Here is a 20,281-nt window from a genome sequence, read left to right on the forward strand (position 1 = left end):
GTACCGTACAGAAGTAATAGGATGTCGCCATGTCACCTCCGTGGAATTCGGCCGTTCAAGGCCTCTGGGCTCGGGTTACGGGCGGCGCGCGGCCCCTGCGGGTCGCCGGGCTCAAGGGCGTGCGGCGGTTCGCCGTCCACGCCGACGGTGGCGTGCTGCACGTCGCCGCGAGCGATGCGCTGTCGGCGTGCGTGGCCGTGCACCGCTATCTGATCGAGGCCTGCGGTGTCCGGGTCACCTGGGACACCGCGCTGCCGCTGGGCCTGACCGAGCTGCCCGGCTCACCGGTGATCACCGGGCAGGCGCGGGTGGCGGAGTTCTACTACCTCAACTTCTGCACGTTCGGCTACTCGACCCCGTACTGGGACTGGGCCGACTGGGAGCGGGAGATCGACTGGATGGCGCTGCACGGCGTGACGATGCCGCTGAGTCTGACCGGGCACGAGGCGGTGCTGACGAAGGCGTACGGGAGACTCGGTCTTTCCGATGGGGAGATCCGCGCGTTCCTGGGCGGTCCCGGGTATCTGCCGTGGCTCTACATGGGTTGCCTGGACAGCTTCGCCGGGCCGATGCCCGCCGCCTGGGCCGATCGTCAGCTCGACCTCGGCCGGCGGATCCTCGACCGGGAGCGCTCGTTCGGCATGACGCCCGTGCTGCCCGCGTTCACCGGGCACCTGCCCGCGGGACTGGCACCGGCCGGCGCCCGGACGCGGCAATGGCAGGGCCTGCCGACGACCGTGCTGGACCCCGGGGATCCGCTCTTCCGGCGCCTCACCACCGAGATCGTCACCGCGCAGCGGGAGCTGCTCGGCACCGACCACCTCTACGCAGCCGACCCGTTCATCGAGATGATCCCGGCCGACGCCGACTCCCCGGCCGCGGTGGCCGACGCGATCGTCGGCGGCCTGCGCGCGGCGGATCCGGCCGCCACCTGGGTCTTGCAGTCGTGGCCGTTCTCCTACCAGGAACACTACTGGAGCCGGGAACGGGCCGACCGGTTCCTGGCCGGCCTGCCGGACGACTCCGTGCTCATCCTCGACCTCTGGGCCGAGGCCGAGCCGCAATGGCCCCGGCTGGACGGCTACGCGGGCCGTCCCTGGATCTGGAACGGCCTGCTGAACTTCGGCGGCCGCACCGAGCCGGTCGCCGACCTGCCGTCGGCCGCCCGCAACATCGAACAGGCCCTGGCCGCCCACCGCCCGCCGGACGGCCTGGGCCTCACCATGGAGGCGATCCACACCAATCCCGCCTTCTTCGAGCTGATCGCCGACCGCGCGTGGACCACCTCGCCATCCGCCCTCTCGGATTGGCTGCAAACCTTCGGCCAGCAGAGGTACGCGACCACGAGCGCCACGGCCGCGGCGGCATGGCGTCACCTTGGCGCGTCGGTCCTGGCCGCCGACGCCCGAGCGATCTTCCCCGAGCGCTTCATCTCGATTCTGGTCGCGCGCCCCGGCTACGACGCTTCGCCTTCCGTGGCCGAGGCCCTCTTCTACGATCCGGCGGACCTGCTCGACGCCTGCCGCGCGCTGCTCGACCTGGACCTGCCCGGCCCGGCCGAGGACGACCTCGTGCTGTCCTGCGCGGCAATGCTGGTGCGGATCATCGATTTCCGGTACGCCGCCCTGGTCGCGGCCGCGTCGTCCACCGGCCGCGTCGACCCGGACCTTTCCGCCCGCTTCCTGACCGCCTTCGACGACATCGACGACCTGGTGGCGACCCGGCCCTCCCTGCGCCTGGACACCTGGGTCGACCGCGCGCGGCGCCGGGCCGACGACCCGGAGAGCCGCCGGGTGCTCGAGGACAACGCCCGCCGCATCCTGACCGTGTGGACGACGGCGGACGACCCGCACCTCGACAACTACGCCGCCCGGATCTGGAGCGGCCTGGTCGCCGGCTACTACAAGACCCGCTGGGAGAGCTGGCTCCGGCATCTGCCCCGGGCGCTCGCGCCGGGCGGCCGGGCCGCGGCGCAGGCGGCCCTCGACGCCGACCTCGTGCGGCTGGCCGACACCTTCATCACGGCCGGGCCACCCCCGGCTCAACCGGCCGGCGACGCCCGCCAGGTCGCCCGCCACGTGCTGGACCGCTACGGCGACGAGTTCCAGGCCATCGAGAGGAGCATCCCGCAGTGACCCACATCAGAGCGACCGAGCAGCGGAATCCCAGCACCGTCGACATCGACCGGTGGCCGAGCGACCGCGTCGTCGAGGCGCTGCTCGCCGCGGACACCGCCGCCCTCGCCGCCGCGACGGCCGCCGCGCCCCTGCTGGCCGCCGCCGTCGACCGGACGCTGGAACGCCTCGGCCGGGGCGGCCGGGTGCACTACTTCGGCGCGGGCGCCTCGGGCCGGCTCGCGGTGCTCGACGCCACCGAGGCGACCCCGACGTTCGGCACGCCACCGGGGTTCTTCACCGCGCACTTCCCCGGCGGGGCACCCGCCCTGATCGACTCCACTCTGGACTATGAGGACGCTCAGCCGGTCGGGTACGACGACGCCGGGGGAGTCCGGGCCGCCGACGTCGCGGTCGGCGTCACCGCTTCGGGGACCACGCGGTACGTCGCCGGCGCACTCGCCCGGGCACGCGAGGTGGGCGCCCTCACGGTGCTCATCACGTGCGTCCCGGACTCGCCGCTGGACGCGGACCTCACAGTCGTGGCGCGGACCGGGCCGGAGGCCATCACCGGGTCCACCCGGCTCGGCGCCGGAACGGCCACGAAGGCGCTGCTGAACGCGTTTTCCACGGCCCTGATGGTGCGGTCCGGCCGGACGTACTCGAACCTGATGGTCCACCTCGTGGCGACGAACGCGAAGCTGACCGACCGCGCGGCCGGCATCATCGCGATGGCCACCGGCCTGGAGGCCGAGCAAGCCGCCGCGGTCCTGGCCCGCAGCGGCGGCGACCTGCCGCTGGCCCTGGTGCACACCCTTTCCGGCCGTCCGCTCGACGAGTGCCGCCGGGCCCTCGGCGGAGGACGCGGCGTCCGCGCGGCGCTCGAGTCCCTGGCTGTCGTCGATGGGGCCTGACGGCGTGGCGTACGTCGGGATCGACGTCGGCGGCGGCGGTATCCGGATCCGGGCCCAGGTGCACGGCCAGCGGGTGGGCGTACACGATCAAGGTCCGGTGCCGCGCACGGGTGGCCGGATCGACGCGCCCGCCCTCGGCGCCCGGATCGGCGGGCTGGTCGCCGGCATGTACCCCGGCCTCACCGCCGATCGCGTCGCCGTCGGCCTCACCGGCATGCCCGGACTCCTCGAACATCCCGCCGAGCTGGCCGGTCACGTCCACCGGAGAATCGCGTCGAGGACCGTCATCATCGCCGGCGACAGCCTCACCACGCACCTCGGCGCGCTGCGGGGGCGGGCCGGCTGCGTGGTGGCCGCCGGCACCGGCGTGATCGTGCTGGGCACCGACCACGCGACGACGTGGAACCGCGTCGACGGCTGGGGCCACCTCCTCGGCGACGAGGGCAGCGGGGCGTGGATCGGCGCGCGAGGGCTGCGCGCCGCGCTGCGGCATCACGACGGCCGGGATGAGGCATCCGCTGCGCTGCACCACCGCCTCCGTCAGCGTTTCGGCACGGTCGACGACGCCCTGCACGCGATCTACGGATCGGCCTCCCCGGCTCACGAGCTCGCCGCGTTCGCTCCCGACGTGGCGGCCGCTGCCCACGACGGCGACCCCGCAGCCCGGCAGATCTGGCGCCGGGCCGGCGCGCACCTCGCGGCGGCCGCGCACGCCGCGGGACGCGGCCTGCCACCGGAGTACTCCTGGGGCGGGCGGCTGTTCGACGCCGGCGAGCTCTTGTTGGACGCCTTCCGCGACGACCTGGTCCGACGCGTGCCGGGCGCGCGCCTGTCGCCGCCGTCCGGCCAGGCCGCGGACGGCGCGCTGCTGCTGGCGCAACGCGGTCTGCCGCCGGACCGGCCCACCAGCGCCCCGTACGCGGTGGAGTTCCCCTCGTCCTCGTCGGCCGGATGACTGAAGCGACCGGACCGGATGTGCAGGTCGCGGCCGCCCGCCTTCCAATGTTACGAGACTCATATTGTACGAACCCCAGATCAACGATAGTTTGACTCTCGTATGATACGAGAGCGAGAGGGGTTCCATCATGATCCTGATCACCGGCGCCACCGGGGTCGTCGGCGAACGACCACAGCGCAGCCTTCACCGCCGGGGCGTCCCGATGAAGCGGATCGCCGGAGTCACCAGCCTCGTGTTCGCCGGACTGTTCGCCGGATTCCTCACTGCGGTCCTCGTCCTCGAGCTCTCGCTGCGACGGTTCGACGGCACCGTGTACACCCAAGTCCGGCTGGCCGAGCTCGACTCCCTCGACAAGCTCGCCGTCGCGACGCTCCTGCCGGCGTTGATCTCCACGGCGGTGCTGGCTTACCGCAGCTTCCGCACGCAGGCGCGTTGGCCGTCCGTGGCCGCGTTCGTCCTGCTGGTCTTCGTCTTCGGTCTCACCCTCGCGGTCAACCTGCCGATCAATGCCGACCAGGCGCATTGGACCGTCCAGTCCCCGCCACCCGACTGGGCCGGCCTGCGAGACCGTTGGCAGATAGCCCATGCCGTTCGCACAGCGGCCGCGGTCATCTCGTTCGTGGTCCTCGCCCTCGCCGTGCCGCCGCGCGCGCAAAGCTCCGCGGTGCCGCCGCGTGCGCGGAGCCAAGCGGAGCCGTCGCCTGCCCGGAGCCGATAGCAGGCACACGCCCAGCCCACCGCAAGAGCGGGCTGGGCGATGCCGGTTGACGCCGCTACTGGCTCTTGTCGCGGAGGAGTTCGAGCAGGCCGAGCGCGTGTGCGGTGGCCAGCGCCCCGGCCCGGTTCCTCGCGCCCAGCTTGCGGAACAACCTCGCCTGCGTGTTCTCCACCGTCTTCTCGGCGATGCCGAGCGACCGCGCCGTCTGCCGCACGGTGTCGCCGCGCGCGATGGACCGCAGGATGTCCGCCTCGCGGACCGTGAGTTCCGGCAGCGGCTCGGCGGTCGTCACCGGCGGCCGCGCGACGAGGCCGAGAGCGGCGGCCCGGGCAGCCAGGTGGCCCTGGCTGGAGACGGCCAGCTTCTGGTAGATCCGCCGTTTGTGGTTCTCCACCACCCGAGTGTCCAGGCCGAGCAGGCCCGCGATCCGGACGACCGGATGCCCGGCCGCGAGCAGGTCCACGATGTCCTGCTCGCGCTCGGTGAGCTCGGCGGCCGTGACGTGCTCCGGGCCGCCGGCGTGCTGCTGGCCGAGCACCCTCAGCAGCGCGTCGAGACCGTGCGTGCAGGGGATCACCGTGTCGACTCCGGCCTGCCGGGCGGTGGCCAGGTCGGCGCCGGAGAGCTCCCGGTAGATCAGCACGAGTCGGGCCCGGCTGCACTGCCGGCGTACGGCGGCGAGCGCCGAGACGCACTCTCCCAGCGCCTCGCCGGCGTAGCACAACACCAGCTCGGGCGCCCGCAGCCGGCACAGCGACGGCAGGTCGGCCGGGTCGCCGACGTCACCGACGACGGCGAACTCCGGGCGGGCGGACAGGGCGGCGACGAGCACGTCCCGGAACAGTCGGTGACCGCAGCAGATCGCGACGGGCACCCGCACGGTGGTCGACGTCTGCACGGCGACCTCCCAACCGGAAGCGCCTGGTTAACAAAGAATTTACATTGACACTTGTGATTGTTCGCGGTTCCGGCCGATTGACAAGCCACTAGGGGGTTTTACTGCCCCCGGCTCGCCGGGTCGACTCGTGCAAATCGCAGCAGATCGGTCATGTGGAAGGAGCCGGCGGTGGCGGCCGGGAGCGTCGGCCGCCAGCCGGGATTGACGCTCAGGTACGAACGAGGGTCCAGCTCGAGGAGGCCGTTGAAGACCTCGCCGACGATCCTTCCGCCGACCGGGCCGAGGTGCAGGCCGGAGGCGAGCAGCTCGGCCTCGGCCAGCACGTAGTACCAGAGGGGCGTCTGGTTCTCCAGTGCCACGCCGTACCCGGCCAGCTCCTGGAGGTGCAGCATCTCGGCACCGATCGTCTGGGCGATCCGCTGTCCGGCCGGCAGCGACCAGGTCACCTGCCGCAGGAGGTTCCGCTGGGGCAGCGAGATCGGCGGGGCGCCGTCGGGGATCGTGCCGAGCGGCAGCCGGAACAGCGGGGTGGAGATCTTGCGGTCGATGCGCTTGTTCGTACGTACGTTGCCGTCGCCGAAGTCGAAGAATGTCTGCCAGCCTATGAAGCGCCGCCGCGCCCGCCGCCCGCCGCGCAGGTCGACCGGGTCCGCCTGGCCCTCGCCGGCCGGGTCGAAGATCATGCCGAAGAACGGCGACCCGTCGGCGTTCCCGGCCAGGTTGGCCCGGTACGACGGCCGGACCTGGCTGTGCCCGAAGCGGTATGCCGCGCCCTGGAACTCGACCGGGATGTACGCCGGCCCCGGCTCCGGCTTGTACCACTTCCGGCCGTTGGTGAAGATGTCCTGCGTGGCGGCGGTGCCGATGGTCTGCGGCAGGAAGTCGTGCACGATGATCCACTGGTAGTGCCAGGTGACCAGCTGCCGGGCCTGCGCGAAACGTTGCGCGGCCGGTACGCCCTGGGCGGTGAGCTGGTCCACGACCCGGTTGTGGAACAGGATGAAGGCGGCCTGCAGGCCCGAGATCATCAGGTTCTCGTCGTTGCGCGGGTCCCCGATGATCGCCGTGCCGTTGGCGGACCTCGGCACGTCCTCGAAGAGCCCGCCGGACTCGATGCGCAGGTGGATCCGGTCCGACTCGTAGAGGTTCGGGTTCGTGGTCGGACCGCCGCCGTAGACCGTGTCGAGGTCGAGGGCGGGCGTACGGGCGTTCGGGGACTGCTCGGGCGGGGTCGGCACGCCGAGCCGCGACGTTCCGTCGAAGGTCATGTCGTGGTCGAGGAACTGGCCGAGGAACGTGACCCCGGCCGTCATCGTGGGGTTGTCCTGGTTGTTCGCGCTTAGCGCCGGATCGGTGATCAGCAGGATCGGGCCGGCGGCCAGGTCGTCCTTGGCGTCCAGCAGCCCGCCGGCCTTGCCGATGTCGAGCAGTGCGTCGTGCCGGCGCTGGTCGACCTCGGTCAGGAACGGCGGCAGGTTGGGAAAGATCCGGCCGAACCGGTCGGCGGGGACCGGCGCTGCCGCGTGCGCCGCCGTTGCGGGGCCGGCCATGGCGCACATCGGTCCCACCGCGAGTGCGCCCGCGGTGCCGGCTCCGACGCTGGTGAGGAATCTGCGGCGGCTGACAGTCGGGCGCTCGGTCTCGTTCTGCGGTGCCATCGTCCACCTCCGCGCTCGCCGGCGTCTGGGGTTGACGCCGTGCGGCGCGAGGGAAGTCTGGAACCTTTCAAGCAGGCGGGAATAGATCCCAAGGGGTTCCTGCATAGACATGTGCCAAATTAGAAGATCGTTTTCACGGCGACATCGGCCGGCGGTTTCCCTCGCCGGCCGTCACCGCCGGCGGTCGCCGCGAACGCGGATCCGGCGATCAGAACCTGTCGGCGTCTCATGAGGCGGCGTTGAACCGCGGTCCGAGTCCGATATTGACCGGAATTTACCTGCGGCCCGAAGTCACCTGGCGGCATCATCCGCCGCGGATGGCGCGTTTACAGCGGGCGGGCCGCACGATCGTGGGATGTCCCGACCGACTGGCTACGCCGCCGAACAGCCCTCCTCGGCGGACACCGAGCCGCCGATGACCGGCTGGGTCGGCGTCCTCGTGTTCGGCGGGTTGATGCTGTTCCTGCTGGGCGTCTTTCATCTGATCCAGGGCGTCGTGGCCCTCACCAAGGACACCTTCTACATCGCGCGCAAGGGCGACCTGGTGGTGAGCCTGGACTACACGGCCTGGGGCTGGCTGCACATCGTGCTCGGGGTGGTCGCCGTCGCCGCCGGCGCCGGGATCTTCGTGGGCGCGCTCTGGGCCCGGGTGGCCGGCGTGGCCGTCGCCCTGGTCAGCGCGCTGTCCAGCATGGTTTTCATGCCGGCCTACCCGGTCTGGGGAATCATCGCGATCACCTTCGACGTCGTGGTGATCTATGCGCTCGTGGCGCACGGGCGCGAGGTGCGCGGGGCGAAGCTGTAACTCGTGCCGCCGAGGCTGGAGGATCCGTCCGATGACCGGCAACCGCGCAAGGACCCTGCTGGCCGCCGGGACGGTGGCGCTCGTCGTCCTCACCGGATGCGGCGACGGGAACGACTCGCCGTCCACGGTGGCCACCCCGCTGGCGTCTCTTCCGCCGGCGGAGGTCGTGGATCGCGCGCTGAGCGACATCGAACGGTTCTGGACCGCCACCTATCCCTCGATCAGCGACGGCAAGGCGTTCCAGCCGTTGCAGGGCGGCTACCACCCGTACACGCAGGGCTCCCCGCCGCCGGCCTGCGGTGGCGAGGAGGGCGTCTACCAGCCCAACGCGTTCTACTGCCCGGTCGGCGACTTCATCGCCTGGGACGCCGAGCAGCTGATCCCGCAGCTGCAGAGCAACTTCGGCCAGCTGCTGGTCGCGCTGGTCATGGCTCACGAGTACGGGCACGCCGTACAGCACCGCCTGGGCGTGACCGACCAGCCCACGGTGGTCCTGGAGCAGCAGGCCGACTGCTTCGCCGGCGCCTGGCTCGCCGACGCGATGGCCGGCCACTCCGGCTCGTTCAACGGCATCACGCCGGCGCAGATCGACGCCGCGCTCGCCGGCATGCTCCAGCTGCGTGATCAACCGGGCACGTCAGCGACGAACGAAGGGGCCCACGGCAACGCCTTCGACCGGATCCGGGCTCTTCAGGACGGTGTGCAGAACGGGGCCACCAAATGCGCCGGCTACAGCGCGGAGAACCTGCCGATCACCGAAGTGCCGTTCACTCAGGAGCGGGACGCCGCGACCGGCGGCAACCTGCCGTACGACGAAGCGGTCGCCACGATCATCAAGGACGTCGAGGCGTACTGGGCGAAGGCGTACCCCGAGCTCACCGGCCAGCCGTGGAAGCAACTGAGCGTGCAGCCGTTCGATGCGGCCTCGCCGCCGGCGTGCCCGAACCCCGATGCCATCGCCGGCGGCGCCGCCTTCTACTGCCCGGACGGCGATTTCATCGCCTACGACGACCAGAAGCTCCAAGCGCTGTACGAGCAGCTCGGTGACAACGCCGTCGGGCTGCTCCTCGGCGACCTGTACGCGCGGGCCGTCCAGCACCGCCGTGGCCAGTCGACCCAGGGCAGTGCCGGTCAGCTGGCGGTCGACTGCCTGAACGGCTCCTGGACGTACGACCTTCTCCACCGGCCCAAGAAGAGTGACGTCACCACGTTGTCGCCCGGCGACCTCGACGAGGCCGTGGCCGCCCTGCTCGCCCTCGGCCGGGCCACCGGCGAATCCGGGGCGTCCGGGTTCGAGCGCATCGCCGCCTACCGCGACGGCGTGCTGAACGGGCTGTCCGCCTGCAAGTGATCCGGATCAGCCGGGCGCCGCCAGCCATCGTTGGGCGTCGTGATAGCCCTCGAGACTCGACTCGCCGACCACGTCGCTCGCTTCGAAGATCCGTACGCCGTCGACCTGCTCGACCGTCCGATTGCGGCGGAGCTGTTGCAGCACGGCCGGGTCGACGCCGGTGAGATAGAGCCGCCCGCCCGCGTCGGCCAGCCGCCCGGCGTAGTCGGACAGGACGGCGAAGGCGGTCGAGCCGAGCATGGCCCGTCCCCGCAGCCGCAGGACCACGACCGGCCGCTCGGCATCGCCCGGCTCGGGCAGGCGGGCCTGCAGGGTCCGGGCGCCGGCGTAGAACAGGCTTCCGTACACGTCGAGCAGCACCACCTGGCGGGACTCCAGCCGCCGCGGCGCCGGATGCTCGACGAAGGCGCCGTCATCGCGCGGCGTCAGCTGTACCACCCGCAGGTCGGCCGCCTCCCGGTTGAGCTGCATGAGCAGCGACAGGACAACGCCGATCCCGACGGCAGCGGCCACCGGCAGGAAGAGCGTGGCCAGGAAGGTCGCGCACACCGCGGTCCGCGAGATGGCGCCGGTGCGCAGGATCGCCCGCACATCGGCGGCCCGGAACGCGTTGATCGACGCGAAGATGAGCACCGCGGCCAGGGTCGACATCACCACCGCGCCGACCAGGCCGGAGAAGAGAAGGAGCAGTACGGCCATCCACAGGCCGGAGAAGATGGCGGCCCAGCGGTCCGCGGCGCCGGACGCGACGTTCAACGCGGTGCGGCCGACCGAGCCGCCGACCGGCTGACCGCGGAACAGCCCGGCGAGCAGGTTGCCCACGCCCTGCGCGAGGAAGTCGCGGTTCGGGTTCGATCTCGTCTTGTCGGGATTGGGCGCCGACTCGCTGACCCCGGCGCCCTGCACCAGGACGACGGCCGCGACCGCGAACGCTCCGGCGAGCAGGCTGAGCGAGAAGTCCGCGAGGTGCGGCAGGGCGGGCGCCGGCAGGCCGCTCGGGATGCCGCCGGCGTCGCCGGCCACCGGTACGGAGCCGGCCTGGGCGATGGCGACGACGACGCTGGGCACGATCAGCGCGACGAGCGTCGAGTACGCCGCGAACCGGGTGGGACGCAGCGCCGCCAGCACTCCGAGGGCGAACAGCCCGGCCAGCAGCGCGCCGACGTTCACCCGGCCGAGGTGCAGCAGCAGGTCCCACGCCTTGGCCAGGGGGAACGGGCCGCTCGCCGAGGCGCCCGCGAGATCCGGGAGCTGGCCGAGGACGATGTTGACCGCCACGCCGGACAGAAATCCGATCATGACGGAGTGCGGCACGAACCGGATGTAGCGGCCGAGCTTGGCCAGCCCGGCCAGGACCATCAGCGCCCCGGCCATCAGGGTCAGCAGGAACAGCGCCCGCGGGCGATCCGCGGCCGGGACATCCGCCACCGCCGAACCGGCGGCGACGGCCGCGGCGCTGGTCGTCGTGATGACCATCAGCCGGGTGCTGGCCGTGAGCCCGCCGCCGACCGGGCCGAAGATGCTGGCGTAGAGCCCGTACACCGGGTTCACACCGGCCAGCACGCTCGCCGCCATGCCGTCGGGCACGCCGCTGATCGCTCCCGGCAGCCCGGCCACGAGGTCCTTGCGGACGGTCTTTCGTTCGGGCGCGATCCGGCGCAGCCAGCGCCCGGCCCGGCCGGCGATCACCACGCCGTGATTGTCGGCGTGGCGGCGCACGAGCGGCATCATGCGCCGCGGATGAGCGGCAGGTCGCCGGGGCCGACCGGGTTCAGCGCGCCGGGGCGACGCAGCGGAATCCGATGTGGCTCATGCCGGTGTCGACCATGTGCGGCCGGCGCGCGGCCGGTCGGTAGCGCAGGCAGTAGGTGTCCGCGCACAGGAACGAGCCACCCTTGATGACCCTGCGGGGAATCCGGATCTGCGGCTGCGCCGGGTCGTAGCTCTCCTCGGGCCGCCCGCCACGCGGGTCACGGGGCAGGCAACAGGCGGAGAGACCGGCCCAGCGACGCTCGGCGTACCAGTCCTGCGTCCACTCCCAGACATTGCCGGCCATGTCTGCCAGCCCGTACCCGTTGGGCGGGAACGAGCCGACCGGCGCGGTGCGGCCGTAGCCCTTCTCGGCGCGCCAGGGGAAGTCGCCGTGCCAGTAATTCGCGAGCCGCCGGCCTGGTGTCTCGGGATCGTTCCCCCAGGCGTAGGTGGCCCCGTCGAGGCCACCCCGGGCCGCGTGCTCCCACTGCGCCTCGGTGGGCAGCGCCAGTCCGGCCCAGGCCGCGTAGGCCTCGGCGTCCTCGTACGCGACGTGCACCACCGGGTGGTCGGCGCGGCCGTCGAGGTCGCTGCCCGGCCCTTCCGGGTGACGCCAGGACGCGCCCGGCGCCCACACCCACCACTGGCTCAGGTGGCGCAGGTCCACGGGCCCCGGGGTGCCGACGAACACCATGGACCCGGGCGCCAGGTTCTCGGCCGGGGCGCCGGGGAAGTCGGCCGGATCCAGCGGTCGCTCGGCGACCGTCCGGTAGCCGGTCGCGGCGACGAACGCGGCGAAGGCGGCGTTCGTCACCGTGGTCCGGCCCACCCAGAGGCCGTCGACCTCGACGTCCCGGGCCGGCGCCTCCTCGGGATAGTGGCCGTCGGAGCCCATCCGGAACGTGCCCCCGGGCACCCAGAGAAGGTCGTCGACGGTTGGGGCCGCTTTCACGTGCTGGTGATTCCGGACTGCAGCTTGGCCAGCACCTGTTCGAGGCTGAAGCTGGCGGGCTTCTGCCGGCGGGGGAACTCGGCGAAGCTCTGCAGCATGTTGAACACGTACGCCTGCATCGGCACGACGATCCACGCGTGGTCGAGGACCCAGTCGTAGTAGGTGTTCGAGGTGATGTCGGCTCGTTCGTACGGATCGGTGCGCAGGTTGAAGATCTTGGGTACGCGCAGCTCGGTGAAGGGTTCGGCCCACACCCGCAGGGTGCCGGTGGCCCGCTGCTCGAGGAAGACCAGCTTCCAGTTGCCGAACCGCACGGCGGTCAGGTCCCCGTCGTCGGAGACGTAGAAGAAGTGCTGGCGGGCGCTGACCTCGGACTGACCGGTGAGGTAGTCGACCTGGTCGTGGCCGTCGAGGTGGACGTGGTACCGGGTGCCGTCGAGGTCGGCGCCGGCCCGGAGCTGCGCGGCGATGTCCGGGACGCCGGCCGCGGCGAGCAGCGTCGGGAACCAGTCGGTGTGGCTCACGATGTCGTTGAAGACGGTGCCGGGGGCGATCCGGCCGGGCCACCGCACGACCGCCGGCACCCGGAAGGCGCCTTCCCAGTTCGAGTTCTTCTCGCCGCGGAACGGGGTCATGCCGGCGTCCGGCCAGGTGTTCATGTGCGGCCCGTTGTCGGTCGAGTACACGACGATGGTGTTGTCGGCGATGCCGATCTCGTCGAGCAGCCCCAGCAGGTCACCGACCAATTTGTCGTGGTCGACCATGGCGTCGTGGTAGTCGGACTGCCATCGCCCGGCCTGGCCTCGGCTCTCCGGCTTGACGTGGGTGCGGAAGTGCATGTGGGTGGAGTTGAACCACACGAAGAACGGTTGCTCGGCGGTGGTCTTGTCGCGGATGAAGGTGGACGCGGCGGCGAAGAACTCCTCGTCGACGGTCTCCATGCGCTTCTTGGTCAGCGGGCCGGTGTCCTCGATCCGCTGGGTGGCGTCCTTGCCCGCCCAGGAGTGGATGACGCCGCGCGGGCCGAAGCGCTTGCGGAACTCGGGCATCTCCTCGGGACGCGGGTAGTCCTCTAGCTCGGGCTCCTCCTCCGCGTTGAGGTGGTAGAGGTTGCCGAAGAACTCGTCGAAGCCGTGCACCGTGGGCAGGTGCTCGTCGCGGTCGCCGAGGTGGTTCTTGCCGAACTGGCCGGTCGCGTATCCGTGCGCCTTGAGCGCCGTCGCGATGGTCGGGTCCTCCGCCTGCAGGCCCACGGTCGCGCCCGGCATACCCACCTTGGTCAGTCCGGTACGGATCGGGTTCTGCCCGCAGATGAAGGCGGCCCGCCCGGCCGTGCAGCTCTGCTCGCCGTAGTAGTCGGTGAACCGCGCGCCCTCGTCCGCGATCCGGTCGATGTTGGGCGTCCGGTAGCCCATCAGGCCGTCGCTGTAACAGCTGAGGTTCGAGATTCCGATGTCATCGCCCCAGATGACCAGGATGTTCGGCCGGTCCGTCGGCATCGTGACCTCCGCGTCGATCGAGTGCGTCCAGGGCCGAGTCAATCGGGGTCGCCGCCCGGTTGCCTCATCCCGCCCGGGTGAGGCACGGACCGGCCCAGTGACCGATGGTCGGTGGATGACGAACACGACCACGGAGAACACGGCGCTGGCCAGCTGGCGGGACGGGGCCGCGAAACGGGCGGTCCTGGAGTTCGTCCGGCGTGCGTCGGTGGAGGTGCCGGCCGAGGAGCGGGTGGCGGTCTTCGACAACGACGGGACGCTGTGGTGCGAGAAGCCGATGCCCATCCAGCTGGATTTCATCCTGCGCCGGCTGACCGCGATGGCCTCGGCCGACCCGGCCCTGCGGGTCCGCCAGCCGTGGCAGGCCGCCTACGACCGGGACTACGCCTGGCTCTCCGCCGTCCTGGACGAGCATTACGCCGGAGACGACCGTAATGTCCGAGTGCTCGCCGCCGGCATCCTCGCGGCGTACGACGGGATCACGGTCGAGGACTTCGAGGCGCAGTCCGAGCAGTTCCTGCGCGAGGTCAAGCACCCGACGCTCGGCCGCGAATACCTCCGTTGCACCTACGCGCCGATGATCGACCTGCTCGATCACCTCGCCGCCAACGGCTTCACCAACTACATCGCCTCCGGCGGCGGCCGGGACTTCATGCGGCCGATCAGCCAGGAGGTGTACGGCATCCCGCGCGAGCGGGTGATCGGCAGCACCGTGGCGCTCGAGTATCGAAGCGACGAGCGGGGTGGCACGATCATCCACCGGGCCGAGGCCGACTACCTGGACGACGGCCCGGAGAAGCCGGTCCGGATCTGGAGTCGCACCGGCCGCCGGCCGCTGCTCGCCGCGGGCAACTCCAACGGCGACATCGCCATGCTCAACTTCGCCCAGCACCCCGGCAAGCCGTCCCTGCGGCTGCTCGTCAAGCACGACGACGCCGAACGGGAGTTCGACTACATCGCGGGCTCCGAGCAGGCGCTGAAGGAGGCGGAGCGTCAGGGCTGGACGGTCGTCAGCGTCCGCGACGACTGGTCGACGGTGTTCTGATCAAGCCCAGTGGATCAGGCCCGATGATGATCAGGCCCAGCCTTTGCGCGCCGCGTGCCAGCCGAGCTGCACCCGGGTGCCCACGCCCGCATTCGAGCAGCCCGCTCGGATGAATGGGCACCGACGCGGGCGCGGTGTGCTGGTTGTGCCGCAGCGGCAGCAGACACCATCCCTGCGAGGCGAAATCCGGCCGGCGTCACCGGTTGTTAGGACCCGTCCGTTATGGTGAGCGAAGGTGTGCCGGGAAGCCTGGTCGGCGATGGGGTACGACGCCGTCCGCAGGGGAGCGCACCATGGTCGTCGATGTCGCCGGCGCGATTGCCGGCCTGGTTCTGCTGACCTTCGCGGCCGATCATCTCGTGCTCGGCGCCTCGCGGTTGGCGCGGCGGCTGCGGATCTCTCCGGTCGTCGTCGGTGTCGTGGTCATCGGCCTCGGAACCTCGGCTCCGGAGTTCCTGGTCTCCGGTCTCGCCGCCGCCCGCGGCGACACCGGCCTCGCCGTGGGGAACATCGTCGGCTCGAACATCCTGAACCTGACGTTGCTGCTCGGTCTCGCGGCGATCATCGCCCCGATTCCGGTGGCCTCGCGGGTGATCCGGCGGGAGGTGCCGCTCGCCTTCGCGGCGGTCGCCCTGTTCGGGTTGCTCGCCGTCGTCGCCGGTCTGGACGTGCTGACCGGTGTGGTCCTGGCCGTGGCGGGCGTGGCGGCTCTGTGGCTGCTGGTGCGGTGGGCGCGGGCCGGCCGCGCCGAGGCCGGGCTGGTGGACGAGGTCGAGGAGTTCGTCGCTCGTCCGGACGAGCCGGGGCGGCGTACATGGACCGAAGCGGTACGGGCGGTGCTGGGTCTTCTCGGCGTGCTGGCCGGTGCGCAGCTGCTGGTGGACGGCGCGTCGGCGGTGGCGGAGAGCCTCGGCGTGTCGCAGCTCGTCATCGGTTTCACGCTGGTGGCGCTCGGAACGTCGCTGCCCGAGCTGGTCACCTCGGTGCAGGCGCAGCGCCGGGGCGAGTCGGATCTGGTGGTCGGGAACCTGTTCGGCAGCAACCTCTTCAACAGCCTCATCGGCGGCGCGGTCATCGGTTTCGCGGACGGCGCGACCGCGTACGCCGGGGTCGTCCTGGTCGTCACGATGATCCTCAGCGCCGGCCTCGCCTGGCTACTGCTGATGCGCGGCCTCCGGCTCACCCGCCTCGACGGCGTGGTGCTGACCGTGGGGTACGCGATGGTGGCGCCGTTGTTGTTGTCGGCCTGACGGACCTTCCGCGAGTGGGTCGCGATCCCGCGGTCGGCCCACGACCGGTGGGCTGAGTTGCCGGCCGAGGCGAAACCCACGCCGCGGGTGCAGGCTGAGCCGCGTGGACGTCGATGTGGTCACCGAGCGCGGCGTAGGGTCAGATCATGCGCGCAGGTGATGTGGCGATCCCGATGACCACCGTGCGCGAAGACATGCCGGCGCGGCGCGGCACGGGTGCTGGCGGCACAGGATCTGCCCGGCCTGGTGGTGGTCGACGCGAAGGGCCGGCCGTCCACCGTGCTGGCGGGCACGCAGGTGCTGCGGATGGCGCTGCCGTCCTACTGCCAGGACGATCCGGCGCTCGCCCGGGGTGATCGACGAGCAGGCTGCCGACGTCATCTTCGACGGCATCGGTGACCGGACGGTGGCCGGCACACCTGCGATCAACCTAGCAGCTGACCGATGGCCCGGCGGCCACCTGCGGTGCTTGACTATTTCGGGTTGATCCGAAATAGTCGGCCGGTGACAGTGCTCGCCGACGAGGAAGCCGACGAGCTGCTGCGGGCCCTGGCCCACCCCGCCCGCCGGGAGATCCTCCGGCGGTGCTGGGAGCAGCCCATGCCGGCGGGAACGCTGGCCGACGCGCTGGACCTGGCGCCGGCCAGCGTTTCCGAGCACCTCAAGGTCCTGCGTAAGACCGGGCTGGCGGTGCTGACCCGGGAGGGCACCTACCGGTGGTACCGGGCCGACCCGCACCGGGTCGCCGCGCTCGCCGCGTGGCTGACCTCGTTCCCGACCTCGTTCCCGACCGAAACGCCCTGAGGAGCGGTCCCATGCAGAGTCCCGTCGTGCACTTCGACATCACCGGCCCGAACGAGAAGGAGCAGCACCTCTTCTACGCCGGCCTGCTCGGCTGGCGCGTCGACGCCAAGGGCCCCGGCTACGCCCTGGTGCAGACACCGGACGGCGGCCCGGACGGCGCGCTGATCGACGCCGACACGGCCTCGGTCACCATCGGCGTCGCGGTCGCCGACCTGGACGCAGCGCTCACTCACGCCGTCGAGCTCGGCGGCACCGTGGTCATGCCCCGCACCGACAACGGCTGGGTGGTCAAGGCTCAGGTGACCGATCCGGCCGGCAATGTGCTGACGCTGATCCAGCAGTAACGGGAGAGCGGCCGGGCGAAATGGGCCCCGCCTCAGGGGCGGAGCCCACCACTCGCCGCGGTCAGTCGCCGGCCGAGGCGGCCTGCTTGATGAGGTCGGCCGTGGCCTGCGGCTGGGACACGTAGACCGAGTGGCTGGCGGCGACCTCGCTCACCGTGGCGCCGGCGCGCTCGGCCATCGTGCGCTGCGCCGCGGGCGGGATCATGCGGTCGTCGCCGGCCGCGAGGTACCAGGTGGGCCTGTTGCGCCAGGCCGGGTCGAGGCCGCGATCGCGATTCTCCGGGGGACGAAGCGGTCGACCAGCAGCGTGAGGCGATCGGCGGCCCGGTCGGCCGGCAGGCGTCCGGCGCGGGTGAGGGTGACCAGTCCGTGCAGGGCCGACCAGAAGGTCTCGACGAACAATCCCGGCTCATCGGGGTGCGCGTGGCCGGCAAGAGGGTCGAGCAGGGCTTGGAACGCCTCCCGCAGCGGCGCGGGCGTTGCCTCGTCGGCGAAGGGGAGGCCGTTGTCGAGGATGAACATCGCGTCGTACAGGGCGGGGTTGCGCGCGGCGAAGTCGATGTAGGCGCTCGCCAATGCCGTCACCACCGGCCGGCCGGCGGGCCCTTGCGGCACCGCGGCGCGCAATGCCTCCGCCAGCTCGGCGAATCCCTCCAGCGCGACCGCTCCGACGATCTCGTTCTTGCCCCGGAAGTGGCTGTACAGCACGGGCTGGCTGTACTCGATCTGGTCGGCGAGCCGGCGGGTGGTGACGGCGTCCCACCCTTGGGTCTCGGCGAGTTCGCGCGCGGTGGAGACGATCAGCCTGTGGCGGTTGGCCCGCTCGCGTTCCTTGCGTTCGTGTGCCGGCATGTGCCAACTCTAGCACCGCTAGACAATCGAGCGGCGATAGGTCTAGCATCGACTTGAAATCTAGCGATGCTAGAAAGTGCCTTGGGAGGGGACATGCAAGACGTGCTGGCCGTGGTCACGGTCGTTGTGGTCGGAATGATGGTGGGCGTCGAGTTCGCGGTGGCGGTGTTCGTCAACCCGATATTCGACCGGCTTCCGAACAATGGCGGGCTCGACGCACGCAGTGACGGGGCACGCGTGCTCGGCCGGGTCATGCCGTTCTGGTACATCGGCTCGCTCGTCCTCGCGGCGGCGTGGGCCGTATCGGCGTGGGGGGACGCCGGCGCGACGCTCATCGCGGTGGGCGCCGCCCTGCTCGTGCTGAGCGTCGTGATGTCGATCCTGCTGCTCGTGCCGATCAACTCACGTGTGGCGACCTGGTCGCACAGCGGCGCGCCCGCGGACTGGAAACTGCAGATGCATCGGTGGGACCGGTTCCACTACGTGCGCGTGGCCGTCATCGTGCTCGCCTTCGCCCTGTTCGCTGTCGCCCTCGTCTGACGGCCGGTCCCATGTGTCGTGTCACAGTGCGCCCGCGGTGGCGGCAGGGTGTGCGAGCGCCGACGTACGGTCTAGGTGTCGCTCCAGACCCCGGTGGCTGACGCCTCGCCGCCCGGCGGACGTGTCCTCCCGATGAGGCCGGCCCGTTCCGCGCCGCCTCGAGCATCGGCATCCGGCTACGTCCGGGGTCAGGAAATCCGTCATGTCAGTTGTTTGGATCGTCGTCATCGTCGCTCTGGTGGCGTTGCTCCTCCTCGCCCTCGCCTTGAAGATCGTCAAGCAGTACGAGCAGGGAGTCCTGTTCCGGCTCGGCCGCGTCATCGGCGTCCGGGAAGCCGGCCTCACCGTGATCATCCCGTTCGTCGACGTGCTGAACCGGGTGAGCTTGCGGATCGTCACTATGCCGATCCAGTCGCAGGGCATCATCACCCGCGACAACGTCAGCGTCGATGTGTCCGCCGTCGCCTATTTCCGGGTGGTCGACGCGGTGAAGTCGGTGGTCGCGATCGAGAACGTCGGCGCGGCGATCAATCAGATCGCTCAGACCACCCTGCGCAAGGTCGTCGGCCAGCACACCCTCGACGAAACCCTGTCCGAGACCGACCGCATCAACGTCAACATCCGGGAGATCCTCGATGTCGCCACCGCCGAGTGGGGCGTGGTCGTCACCCTGGTCGAGCTCAAGGACATTCAGCTGCCGGAGACCATGAAACGCGCGATGGCCCGGCAGGCCGAGGCCGAACGGGAGAAGCGCGCGAAGATCATCGCCGCGGAAGGCGAGGCGCTCGCCGCGGACGCCCTGGGCTCCGCCGCGGACATCATGATGGCGCACCCGCTCGCGCTGCAGTTGCGTAACCTGCAGAGCCTGGTCGACCTCGGCGTCGACAAGAACACCACGGTTGTCTTCCCCGCCCCGCTGATGAGCACGATCGGCGAGCTCGGCACATTCATCGCCCGTGAGAACGCCGCGGCGGCGGCCGTCGCGCCCACAGCGGCGGTGCTGGCGGTCAAGCCGGCCCCGCCCAACGGCAAACCGAGTTCCACGATGGATTGAGCCGGGCCCTTTCAGGAGCGACCGCTGGGGCCGGCGATGGTCGCCGGGCCGGCCGGGTCGGTGACGATGGCGTGCGCGATGTCGCCGAGCCGCTGGTTGTTGCGCCGGGCGTAGCCGCGGATGAGCGTGAACGCCTCGTCGAGGCTGATTCCGCGAGCCTGCGCGACGGCGCCTTTGGCCTGCTCGATGACGATCCGGCTGTTCAGCGCGCCTTGGAGCTGTTCGGTGAGGACCTCACCGCGGCTGATGGCCCGTTCCTGCAGCAGCCCGATCGCGGCGACGTCGGCGAGCGCTTGGATGATCTGGACGTCGCCGTCGTCGAAGCCGCCGCCCACCTCGGCGCCGAAGACGTTCAGCGCGCCGATCACCTCCTTGCGGAGCCTGAGCGGGAAGGCGTGCACCGCGCGAAACCCGGCCGCCGCGGCGCGGGGGGCGAAACGCGGCCATCGGGCTTCGGCCTGGCGCAGGTCCGCGTTGATCACCGACCGGGCGGTGTTGAAGGCGTCCAGGCAGGGGCCCTCGTGGTATTGGACCTGGAACAGTTCGAGGAGCTTGGTGTTCTCGTCGGACGCTGCCATGAACTGCAGCCGGCCATGCTCGTCGGCCAGCAACAGCCCGACCGTCGACGCTCCGACGAGGGTCGCGATGCGGTCGGTGAGCATGTGCAGGAAGTCGATCAGGTCGAACTCGTCGACGAGAGTGTCGGCGACCTCGACGAAGACGTTCGCGAGCCGATGCGCGGAAATGGTGGTCATGTGTGCTCCTGGCCTTAC

General features: G+C 71.0%; 20 protein-coding genes and 1 pseudogene. 13 read left to right on the forward strand and 8 right to left on the reverse strand.

The window, feature by feature from the left end; genetic code table 11:
• Positions 1 to 29 precede the first annotated feature (29 nt).
• The 4 genes from ACIA5D_RS39160 (at position 30) to ACIA5D_RS39175 (ending at position 4,704) form a co-directional block, all read left to right on the forward strand.
• Positions 30 to 2,135 carry an alpha-N-acetylglucosaminidase TIM-barrel domain-containing protein gene (locus ACIA5D_RS39160; protein WP_396035560.1) on the forward strand — a complete coding sequence of 702 codons (2,106 nt, stop codon included), beginning with the start codon at positions 30 to 32 and terminating at the stop codon, positions 2,133 to 2,135.
• Positions 2,132 to 3,028 (forward strand): N-acetylmuramic acid 6-phosphate etherase, encoded by an 897-nt coding sequence (locus tag ACIA5D_RS39165; RefSeq protein WP_396035561.1) that lies wholly within the window; start codon positions 2,132 to 2,134, stop codon positions 3,026 to 3,028. Before ACIA5D_RS39160 ends, ACIA5D_RS39165 begins: the two co-directional genes overlap by 4 nt.
• A complete protein-coding gene (locus ACIA5D_RS39170) occupies positions 3,018 to 3,983 on the forward strand; it encodes an N-acetylglucosamine kinase (RefSeq protein ID WP_396035562.1) in 966 nt (321 codons plus the stop codon). Before ACIA5D_RS39165 ends, ACIA5D_RS39170 begins: the two co-directional genes overlap by 11 nt.
• A gap of 130 nt (positions 3,984 to 4,113) precedes the next feature.
• Entirely contained in the window at positions 4,114 to 4,704 is a 591-nt protein-coding gene (locus ACIA5D_RS39175) for an anthrone oxygenase family protein (RefSeq protein ID WP_396035563.1), read from the forward strand.
• Positions 4,705 to 4,759: 55 nt separating this feature from the next.
• On the opposite strand, the gene ACIA5D_RS39180 is transcribed toward ACIA5D_RS39175, so the two are convergent.
• A complete protein-coding gene (locus ACIA5D_RS39180; protein ID WP_396035564.1) occupies positions 4,760 to 5,602 on the reverse strand; it encodes a LuxR family transcriptional regulator in 843 nt (280 codons plus the stop codon).
• Positions 5,603 to 5,700: 98 nt separating this feature from the next.
• A complete protein-coding gene (locus ACIA5D_RS39185) occupies positions 5,701 to 7,260 on the reverse strand; it encodes a heme peroxidase family protein (RefSeq protein ID WP_396035565.1) in 1,560 nt (519 codons plus the stop codon).
• A 355-nt stretch (positions 7,261 to 7,615) separates the two neighbouring features.
• Between ACIA5D_RS39185 and ACIA5D_RS39190 the strand changes: the two genes are divergently transcribed.
• Complete coding sequence (locus tag ACIA5D_RS39190; protein ID WP_396035566.1) at positions 7,616 to 8,065, forward strand: hypothetical protein; 450 nt, start codon at positions 7,616 to 7,618, stop codon at positions 8,063 to 8,065.
• 31 nt (positions 8,066 to 8,096) lie between these two features.
• Positions 8,097 to 9,416 (forward strand): neutral zinc metallopeptidase, encoded by a 1,320-nt coding sequence (locus ACIA5D_RS39195; RefSeq protein WP_396035567.1) that lies wholly within the window; start codon positions 8,097 to 8,099, stop codon positions 9,414 to 9,416.
• Positions 9,417 to 9,422: 6 nt separating this feature from the next.
• Here the strand turns inward: ACIA5D_RS39195 and ACIA5D_RS39200 are convergent, their stop codons facing one another.
• The 3 genes from ACIA5D_RS39200 to ACIA5D_RS39210 are packed head-to-tail and all read right to left on the reverse strand — an operon-like array spanning position 9,423 to position 13,619.
• Entirely contained in the window at positions 9,423 to 11,147 is a 1,725-nt protein-coding gene (locus ACIA5D_RS39200; RefSeq protein WP_396035568.1) for a SulP family inorganic anion transporter, read from the reverse strand.
• A gap of 40 nt (positions 11,148 to 11,187) precedes the next feature.
• Complete coding sequence (locus ACIA5D_RS39205; protein WP_396035653.1) at positions 11,188 to 12,063, reverse strand: SUMF1/EgtB/PvdO family nonheme iron enzyme; 876 nt, start codon at positions 12,061 to 12,063, stop codon at positions 11,188 to 11,190.
• Between the two features lie 53 nt (positions 12,064 to 12,116).
• A complete protein-coding gene (locus ACIA5D_RS39210; RefSeq protein WP_396035569.1) occupies positions 12,117 to 13,619 on the reverse strand; it encodes an arylsulfatase in 1,503 nt (500 codons plus the stop codon).
• A gap of 115 nt (positions 13,620 to 13,734) precedes the next feature.
• Between ACIA5D_RS39210 and ACIA5D_RS39215 the strand changes: the two genes are divergently transcribed.
• The 5 genes from ACIA5D_RS39215 to ACIA5D_RS39235 all read left to right on the forward strand — a co-directional run bounded on the left by ACIA5D_RS39215 (position 13,735) and on the right by ACIA5D_RS39235 (position 17,062).
• A complete protein-coding gene (locus tag ACIA5D_RS39215; RefSeq protein ID WP_396035570.1) occupies positions 13,735 to 14,664 on the forward strand; it encodes an HAD family hydrolase in 930 nt (309 codons plus the stop codon).
• A 293-nt stretch (positions 14,665 to 14,957) separates the two neighbouring features.
• Positions 14,958 to 15,914: a calcium/sodium antiporter gene (locus ACIA5D_RS39220; RefSeq protein WP_396035571.1), complete on the forward strand. Its 957-nt coding sequence runs from the start codon at positions 14,958 to 14,960 to the stop codon at positions 15,912 to 15,914.
• Between the two features lie 216 nt (positions 15,915 to 16,130).
• Positions 16,131 to 16,313, forward strand: coding sequence for a hypothetical protein (locus ACIA5D_RS39225; RefSeq protein ID WP_396035572.1), 183 nt, complete (start codon positions 16,131 to 16,133; stop codon positions 16,311 to 16,313).
• Between the two features lie 105 nt (positions 16,314 to 16,418).
• A complete protein-coding gene (locus ACIA5D_RS39230) occupies positions 16,419 to 16,718 on the forward strand; it encodes an ArsR/SmtB family transcription factor (RefSeq protein WP_396035573.1) in 300 nt (99 codons plus the stop codon).
• Between the two features lie 11 nt (positions 16,719 to 16,729).
• Positions 16,730 to 17,062 carry a VOC family protein gene (locus ACIA5D_RS39235; RefSeq protein WP_396035574.1) on the forward strand — a complete coding sequence of 111 codons (333 nt, stop codon included), beginning with the start codon at positions 16,730 to 16,732 and terminating at the stop codon, positions 17,060 to 17,062.
• 61 nt (positions 17,063 to 17,123) lie between these two features.
• On the opposite strand, the pseudogene ACIA5D_RS39240 reads toward ACIA5D_RS39235, so the two are convergent.
• Positions 17,124 to 17,321, reverse strand: a pseudogene (locus tag ACIA5D_RS39240) (alpha/beta fold hydrolase); the annotation flags it as partial.
• Positions 17,264 to 17,914 (reverse strand): TetR/AcrR family transcriptional regulator, encoded by a 651-nt coding sequence (locus ACIA5D_RS39245; protein WP_396035576.1) that lies wholly within the window; start codon positions 17,912 to 17,914, stop codon positions 17,264 to 17,266. The pseudogene ACIA5D_RS39240 and the gene ACIA5D_RS39245, both read right to left, overlap by 58 nt.
• A 93-nt stretch (positions 17,915 to 18,007) precedes the next feature.
• Here ACIA5D_RS39245 and ACIA5D_RS39250 point away from each other — a divergent pair, with 93 nt between their 5' ends.
• A complete protein-coding gene (locus ACIA5D_RS39250) occupies positions 18,008 to 18,454 on the forward strand; it encodes an anthrone oxygenase family protein (protein WP_396035577.1) in 447 nt (148 codons plus the stop codon).
• Between the two features lie 202 nt (positions 18,455 to 18,656).
• Positions 18,657 to 19,508: a slipin family protein gene (locus ACIA5D_RS39255; protein WP_396035579.1), complete on the forward strand. Its 852-nt coding sequence runs from the start codon at positions 18,657 to 18,659 to the stop codon at positions 19,506 to 19,508.
• 11 nt (positions 19,509 to 19,519) lie between these two features.
• On the opposite strand, the gene ACIA5D_RS39260 is transcribed toward ACIA5D_RS39255, so the two are convergent.
• Positions 19,520 to 20,263, reverse strand: coding sequence for a GAF domain-containing protein (locus ACIA5D_RS39260; RefSeq protein ID WP_396035580.1), 744 nt, complete (start codon positions 20,261 to 20,263; stop codon positions 19,520 to 19,522).
• Positions 20,264 to 20,281: the final 18 nt, after the last annotated feature.

It is taken from the genome of Actinoplanes sp. NPDC051513 (assembly GCF_044454685.1).
Taxonomy (GTDB): Bacteria; Actinomycetota; Actinomycetes; order Mycobacteriales; family Micromonosporaceae; genus Actinoplanes.

Excerpts from the sequence above, each read along its gene's own strand:
- ACIA5D_RS39160 (WP_396035560.1), top strand. The coding sequence starts at position 30 with ATGTCACCTCCGTGGAATTCGGCCGTTCAAGGCCTCTGGGCTCGGGTT.
- ACIA5D_RS39170 (WP_396035562.1), top strand. The coding sequence starts at position 3,018 with ATGGGGCCTGACGGCGTGGCGTACGTCGGGATCGACGTCGGCGGCGGC.
- ACIA5D_RS39175 (WP_396035563.1), top strand. The coding sequence starts at position 4,114 with ATGATCCTGATCACCGGCGCCACCGGGGTCGTCGGCGAACGACCACAG.
- ACIA5D_RS39185 (WP_396035565.1), bottom strand. The coding sequence starts at position 7,260 with ATGGCACCGCAGAACGAGACCGAGCGCCCGACTGTCAGCCGCCGCAGA.
- ACIA5D_RS39190 (WP_396035566.1), top strand. The coding sequence starts at position 7,616 with ATGTCCCGACCGACTGGCTACGCCGCCGAACAGCCCTCCTCGGCGGAC.
- ACIA5D_RS39195 (WP_396035567.1), top strand. The coding sequence starts at position 8,097 with ATGACCGGCAACCGCGCAAGGACCCTGCTGGCCGCCGGGACGGTGGCG.
- ACIA5D_RS39200 (WP_396035568.1), bottom strand. The coding sequence starts at position 11,147 with ATGATGCCGCTCGTGCGCCGCCACGCCGACAATCACGGCGTGGTGATC.
- ACIA5D_RS39205 (WP_396035653.1), bottom strand. The coding sequence starts at position 12,063 with ATGGGCTCCGACGGCCACTATCCCGAGGAGGCGCCGGCCCGGGACGTC.
- ACIA5D_RS39210 (WP_396035569.1), bottom strand. The coding sequence starts at position 13,619 with ATGCCGACGGACCGGCCGAACATCCTGGTCATCTGGGGCGATGACATC.
- ACIA5D_RS39215 (WP_396035570.1), top strand. The coding sequence starts at position 13,735 with ATGACGAACACGACCACGGAGAACACGGCGCTGGCCAGCTGGCGGGAC.
- ACIA5D_RS39220 (WP_396035571.1), top strand. The coding sequence starts at position 14,958 with ATGGTCGTCGATGTCGCCGGCGCGATTGCCGGCCTGGTTCTGCTGACC.
- ACIA5D_RS39235 (WP_396035574.1), top strand. The coding sequence starts at position 16,730 with ATGCAGAGTCCCGTCGTGCACTTCGACATCACCGGCCCGAACGAGAAG.
- ACIA5D_RS39245 (WP_396035576.1), bottom strand. The coding sequence starts at position 17,914 with ATGCCGGCACACGAACGCAAGGAACGCGAGCGGGCCAACCGCCACAGG.
- ACIA5D_RS39250 (WP_396035577.1), top strand. The coding sequence starts at position 18,008 with ATGCAAGACGTGCTGGCCGTGGTCACGGTCGTTGTGGTCGGAATGATG.
- ACIA5D_RS39255 (WP_396035579.1), top strand. The coding sequence starts at position 18,657 with ATGTCAGTTGTTTGGATCGTCGTCATCGTCGCTCTGGTGGCGTTGCTC.
- ACIA5D_RS39260 (WP_396035580.1), bottom strand. The coding sequence starts at position 20,263 with ATGACCACCATTTCCGCGCATCGGCTCGCGAACGTCTTCGTCGAGGTC.